Origin of the sequence: Streptomyces sp. NPDC052016, from assembly GCF_044548445.1 — a bacterium.
GTDB lineage: Bacteria > Actinomycetota > Actinomycetes > Streptomycetales > Streptomycetaceae > Streptomyces.
The window spans coordinates 1-5,992 of record NZ_JBIUBX010000061.1 but is presented as its reverse complement, the minus strand read 5'-3'; the positions used below and the strand labels follow the sequence as shown (position 1 = coordinate 5,992).

The following is a 5,992-nucleotide window of genomic DNA, read 5'->3' as shown; positions in this document are numbered from 1 at the left end:
ACCCGCTCGAACAGCTCCCACAACTCGTCCGGCACCATGCGCTCGACCATCACCACACGAGCAGACTACCCAGTACTCCAAATGAGACGACGTCTAAGTGAGTCGTGGTTGACCCGGAGCTCATCGCCCTTACCCCCTTGACCACCACCCGCGCCTCCACCGGCATCGGCGGGATACTGATTGAGCTGCATCTGCGCCGAATGCCTCTCCGCCGCCTCGGCCTTCAACTGCTCCCACTCGTCCCACACCATAGGTCCCTCGTCCCCCGACGCTCCGCGCGGCGCGTTCCGCCTCGCGGATTCCTTGATCCACCCGACTCTAGCGACCGACCAACCCACCCCGCGAATTAACGCAAGGTGGTGGACCCATCTACCGGAGGCCTCCGCGTCGGGGACTGCGAAACGTTCGGCCCTCACTCACATTCGGTGGTGACTGAGCGTGGTGGCGGGTCGTTGGCATGACGTGCGAAATGTCAACGAGCTTGGACGTGACGTTTCGGGACTGTCGCCGCTGCTCGTTGAGGAGGTGGCCGACGAGGGTGAGCGGATCCTGGTGCGGGCTCGGATGCCGGATCTGGTTCCGTGCCCGGGCGCTGTCACGTTGCTGGGTGCGTGAGTGCCTACAGTGGGTCTTGCTCCGCGCCGCCGACGCCGGCCTGGCGGCCGTCCAGACCGGCGGACGGGGCGACGTCACGCAGTGACGCCGAGCGGCGGGTGCTCGAGCACGCGGGGCTTGTACTCGACCAGCTGGATACGACTGTCGAAGGTGCGGTGCTCGATCATCTCGAGGGCAACGTCCGGATAGCCGTCGTAGATGCGTTCTTCGCCCGTGGCCCCGGTGATCACCGGGAACATCACGACCCGGAAGCGGTCGACGAGTCCGGCTCGTAGCAGGGACCGGCACAGGCTGAGGCTGCCGATCGTGCTGAGGAGCCCCGAGCCACTCGACTTCATGGCGCGGACCGCCTCGACGGCGTCGTCGCGAACGAGCGTGGAGTTGGCCCACGTCAGTGGCTCCTCGAGTGAGGAGGAGAACACTACCTTGGACGCTTGCGTGAGCTCGTCGACGGACGCCTCTTCCTCGGGCCTGAATTCGTCTTGGCCATTCGGGACCTCGCCTGCGGCGAAGCCCGACATCAGGCGGTAGGTGTTCGCTCCCATCAGGTAGGTGGCCTCGGGCTGCTCGCCGAGCCATGCGAGGTACTCCGGGCCCTCGAGGCCCCAGAACCCGGGCCATCCCTCTGCCGATGCGTGGCCGTCGAGGGAGGTGATGAAGTCGATGAGAAGCTCCGACATGGCGGTGTCCTTTCTAGGTGTCACGAGCTTGGACCGGCCGGGAGCCAGAAGCTCATCGGCCGCGCTGTGGAGTAACGAGAAAACCCATGACGCGGCAGCCGATCAGGTCGGCGGAGCGGCACTGCTTCGGAGGGCCGGTGCAAAAATGGGTTCTGAGGCCTACGGAGCGCCGAGCTGCAGGAGCCGCTCGACCTCGTCGGGGTCCTCGCGCACCAGCAGGTTGCTGGCCCACGCCGCCTGGGTGGGGCGGCGCAGTCGGCGGGTCTGGTCGGCCAGCTCGCGGTCGCCTGTGGCGCGGGCGGCCTTCGCATGCTCGTCGCGGGCAGCGGTGAATTCACCCGGCGGCAGGGCGTACAGCTCATCGGCGACAGCGTCCAGATCCACCCTTTCCTCCCAGACACCACTCCCCGCATGTCGATTTTGTCACTATTCGATCTGATATGGGTTTATTGTCGATTAAGCTGTCAGTTGGCTGTCCTGGAAGGCGACGAACGTGACGTGGACCCTGCCGGAGCCGATGCTCTCCACTCCCGTGGCCAGCCAACGAGCTACCGCGGCGCAGGCTTGGCATAGCAGCCACGACTCAACCTGCATACGGGGCAGTTATGGGCGGGCACCTCACTGCTCGCACACCCGGGTGCCGGTTGTGCGGAGGACGTCTGGGAGGTCCGCTCGGTCGGAGACGGCGCCCACGGGCTGCGCGAGTACGCCTGGGCCCAGGTCTCGCTGCCGGACCGAGAGGCTGCCGACGGCTTCTCCACCGCACTGCTGATCCGCCCTCAACCACCGGTGAGCGGGCGTACTACCTGGTGCACTCGGCGCTGGGCGCACCGCTGGCGGAGATCGCGCGGGCCGCCGGCGCCCGCTGGGCGATCGAGGAATGCTTCCAGGCCGCCAAGAACGAGGCCGGCCTGGACCAGTACCAGGCACGCCACTACCGGGCCTGGTACCGGCACATCACCCTGGCACTGACGGCCGCCGCGCACCTGACCGTCGCCACGGGTCAGCACCGGCGAAAAGGAGGAGGCAACCGCGACCTGATCCGACTGAGCGTGAACGCGATCAGCCGCCTGCGGGCCGAGGTCGTCCATACCGTCGGGCACGGGGCCGGACACATCCTGCACTGGTCACGCTGGCGACGCCGCCACCAGCACCGAGCCCGCCTCAGCCACTCCCGCCGCCGCAGCCACGACCCCCGTACCTGTGGCTGCGTAATTCAGGCCCCAAGATCTCCCGCCCGAAGCTGCTCCACGCCAACCGCGCGCTACGGTGCAGTTCACACGTGCCGGGGAGCGACAGAGGTGATCATGAACGTTGAGACGGTCAAGGTGGGTGACACCTTGCGTGTCAGCTGTGCCTTCACCCCCACACGGGTGGTCAAGATTTCAGACTGGGACGTGACCATCGTCTGGCCATGGGAGCAGATCGATCCTGACTCTGAAATCCAATGGAACGGACAGTACGCCATACCGCGCAAGCAAGGCTCCTTCGAGTCTCGGATCAGCCTCTTCCAGACCGATCCTGCCCCCTGGACGCTATCTGCGGGCGACAGCTGCGGCGTGGGTATTCGCGAGCAGTTGGTACGGGTGATCGACATCGGGTATTGCGATCCGCCTCAAGATGTTGGGTGGCTGCCGCGTCCGCACACGATGTTGATCGTGCTACCCGTCGATTACGAGGACCCTCAAGGTCTCGCTGAGGGCGACACAATATCCATACCATCCGCGGCGCCGGTCAGGGTCGAGCTTGTGTAGCAGCAAACTTGCTCCAGTGGGTTAATAGGCGTGCCCTACGGTCGGGTAGTCGTGGAGGACAGCAACTGCGGCTTCAGTACCACGGGCTGTTTCTTGGATCATGTGCGGAGCCAGACGAGGGCGGCAGCGAGAGTGACGGTGCCGAGATAGACATAGGCCCGCTTGTCGTACCTGGTGGCGACTGCCCGGATCTGCTTGAGCCGGTTCACGGCGCGTTCGACGGTGTTGCGGGTCTGGTAGTGCTCGATGTCGAAGCCGGTGGGCCGGCCCCCTCGGCTGCCGCGATTGCGGCGATGTTCTTGCTGGTCACGGCGTTCGGGGATGGTGTGCCGGATCTCGCGTCCGCGCAGGTAGCGGCGGTTGGCACGAGAGGTGTAGGCCCTGTCCGCGGTCAGAGTGTCCGGCCTGACACGGGGGCGCCTCGGCCCAATCCTGGGTACGCGGATCCGCTCCAGGACCGCCTGCAGCTGAGGGCCGTCACCGTACTGACCGGGCGTCAGCAACAGGGACAACGGCCGGCATCGGCCGTCCGCCACGAGGTGAATCTTGGTCGTGAGACCGCCTCGGGACCTGCCTAAGGATTCGCCTGGTCGACCACCTTCACCAGGCGGTTGACCAGGGACCGGAGTACTGGATCGGGACGAGCCGCCTGTGCCGCTTCCCCCTTTTCGGGCGGCGGAGGCGGTGGTGCGTGCCGGGTGCCGGCCGCATGCTGGTGGGCGCGGACGGCGGTGGAATCGACAGCGACGTTCCGGTCGACGCGGCCGGCGGCTTCTTCCCCGGCCTGCAGCCGGGTGAGCAGTCTTTGCCAGGTTCCGTCCGCCGACCAGCGACGATGCCGCTTATGAAACGGTCAGCCAGGGACCGAATCGCTCCGGCAGGTCCCTCCACTGCACGCCGGTCCGGGCGCGATACAGCACACCGTTGACCACCCGCCGGTGATCAGCCCGTCGACCACCACGCAGCCCGATCGGCGGCAGCAACGGCTCCAGCCGCCGCCACTCTGCATTCGTCAGATCACCCCGCCCCATGCCACCAGCGGGGACCCAAACAATGATCACCATGGGACATCCGAGAAACAGCCCTAAGTCAACCCCGCAGGCATCCGGAGGAGGCCCCTTGTGACGCGGTTGACTCAGCGGGCCGACCGTCCCTTGGGTTGTGCCAGGCAAATTTTCAGAACGGAGGTTCTTCGCTCCAAGCGGTGGTCGAGGGCTCTGACGGACGAGACTCGTTCTGGTGAAGGACGGCCACCGCCTCCTCGATGCGGTCGAGGTCAATGAGGTACCCGGCCAGGTCGTGGCTGTTTGCGGGGGCATGGGGGCGCAGGACGGCGACGGCCTCCTCGGTGCGTCCGGCGCCGGCGAGCAGCTCGGCAATGTGTGGTGCCGCGTACCAGGTGGCGCCCTCGGGGTGGGAGCGGGCGTGTGCGATCGCTTCGTCGACGCCGTCGCGGGCGGCGATCAGCGGCAGCCGTATCCAGTACAGGTCCCAGTCCTCCTCGCCCCCGCGGGCGGCGGCGAGGGCGTCGAGGTGTGCCAGGCCGTCCTCGGGGCGGCCCTGGGCAAGGCACAGGTCGGACAGAGTATGGAGGATCCAGTCGTCCCCGTTGCGGGCGTCGGCCTGGACACGCATCACGTCGATCGCTTCGCTTCCCCGGCCGTGCCGGGCCAGGAGCTGCGCGAGCTCGAACGCCGAGTTGGGGTCGTGGGCCACGGGTCCGTCGGCCTGCCGGTATGCCGCGATCGCCCCTTCCACGTCGCCGCGCTCCTCCAGCAACCTCGCGAGCCGTTGTACGGCGTACCTCGAGTCATCAGTCGCCGCAGTTGCCCGAAGCTCGTCGAGCCGGCCGTGCCGCGCCAGCAGCGCGGCCAGCTGCTCCCGGTTGCTGAGCAGCATGGTGCTGCCGGTGCCGGTGCGTAGCAGGTCGATCGCCTCGTCGATGCGGCCCTGGCGCTCGCGGATCTTGGCGAGGAGCCCGATCGCAGTGCCGCGATCAAGGCCTCGACAGCACCACGGAAAGTCGGAACACCGGTGCTCGGTCCGGGCGGAGACCAGCGCGGCGGCTTCCTCGTCGCGGCCGGCGGCGGCCGCGACGTCGACCAGTGTGTCGAGGGACAGCTCGCCGATGTGCGGGCGCAGCAGGGTGAACGCCTCCTCGGCGCGGCCGTGCCGGGCGAGCAGGCGCGTGTAGGACTCCAGCGCCATCGGGTGTCCGGCCTCCATGCGGACCCGGGTGATCTCGATCGCCTCCTCGACGCGGCCCCAGCCCTCCAGCAGCTCGGCCGCGGCTACGACGGCCGTCCACCAGCCGGTCGCCAGGTACGGGGCGAGCACCTCCAACGCGTCGGCCTGCCGGCCCTGCTCACCCAGCAACCGGGCCCACGCCAGCGCGCAGAACCACTCCCCGCGTCCGGCGTGCAGCTCCACCACGTCGATGTGGCCGTGTTCGAGCAGCCGCAAGACCAGCTCCGGCGGGATGCAGCCGGACCGTGTCCGGGCCCGGTCGTCAAGATCAGTAGCGTCCACGGCAACGCACCATAGCGCTCGCCCCGCCCCCTGCCAGCTGGCGCCTCCACGTGGACCGCCGCCCGGCGCGAGGCCTACGCCAACGACCTCGGACAGGACTCCAGCCTCATCGCCGTCACCGCCCGCTCCAACCGCTCCAAGACCCGACCAGGACCCGGTCGAGTGGCTCCCCGGCGGCAGGCGTGGTGTGCCGGTATGCGGCCGAATGGACCGCGACGAAACTCCGCTGGAGCCTCGCCACCACCAGGCCGGACTCGACCGGCTTACCGAACTCGCGGCTGGCTGCACCGGCACCACCATCACTTAGACGTCATCTCAGTTGGCGAGTCTGCGGTAGCAGATGAGGCTGCAGGCGATGGCGGTGAAGGCCAGGAAGTGCTCGGCCTTGCGTTCATAGCGGCGGTGCAAACGGCG

4 protein-coding genes and 3 pseudogenes are annotated in these 5,992 nt (G+C 67.8%); 2 read left to right on the top strand and 5 right to left on the bottom strand.

Annotated features, from left to right (window positions below):
* Positions 1-689 precede the first annotated feature (689 nt).
* Together ACIHAR_RS39565 and ACIHAR_RS39560 are read right to left on the bottom strand one after the other, a co-directional pair.
* Positions 690-1,295, bottom strand: a complete 606-nt coding sequence (locus tag ACIHAR_RS39565) for a dihydrofolate reductase family protein (protein ID WP_400024104.1) — start codon at positions 1,293-1,295, stop codon at positions 690-692.
* A 159-nt stretch (positions 1,296-1,454) separates the two neighbouring features.
* A complete protein-coding gene (locus ACIHAR_RS39560) occupies positions 1,455-1,679 on the bottom strand; it encodes a hypothetical protein (protein WP_400024102.1) in 225 nt (74 codons plus the stop codon).
* 425 nt (positions 1,680-2,104) lie between these two features.
* Between ACIHAR_RS39560 and ACIHAR_RS39555 the strand changes: the two genes are divergently transcribed.
* Positions 2,105-3,049: a hypothetical protein gene (locus ACIHAR_RS39555; protein ID WP_400024100.1), complete on the top strand. Its 945-nt coding sequence runs from the start codon at positions 2,105-2,107 to the stop codon at positions 3,047-3,049.
* A 101-nt stretch (positions 3,050-3,150) separates the two neighbouring features.
* Here ACIHAR_RS39555 and ACIHAR_RS39550 read toward each other — a convergent pair.
* Positions 3,151-4,080 (bottom strand): annotated as a pseudogene (locus tag ACIHAR_RS39550) (IS5 family transposase); the annotation flags it as partial.
* 145 nt (positions 4,081-4,225) lie between these two features.
* A complete protein-coding gene (locus ACIHAR_RS39545) occupies positions 4,226-5,578 on the bottom strand; it encodes a hypothetical protein (protein ID WP_400024099.1) in 1,353 nt (450 codons plus the stop codon).
* A gap of 36 nt (positions 5,579-5,614) precedes the next feature.
* On the opposite strand from ACIHAR_RS39545, the pseudogene ACIHAR_RS39540 reads away from it, so the two are divergent.
* A pseudogene (locus ACIHAR_RS39540) lies at positions 5,615-5,885 on the top strand (HNH endonuclease); the annotation flags it as partial.
* An 8-nt stretch (positions 5,886-5,893) separates the two neighbouring features.
* On the opposite strand, the pseudogene ACIHAR_RS39535 reads toward ACIHAR_RS39540, so the two are convergent.
* Positions 5,894-5,992, bottom strand: a pseudogene (locus ACIHAR_RS39535) (IS5/IS1182 family transposase); the annotation flags it as partial.

Excerpts from the sequence above, each read along its gene's own strand:
- ACIHAR_RS39565 (WP_400024104.1), bottom strand. The coding sequence starts at position 1,295 with ATGTCGGAGCTTCTCATCGACTTCATCACCTCCCTCGACGGCCACGCA.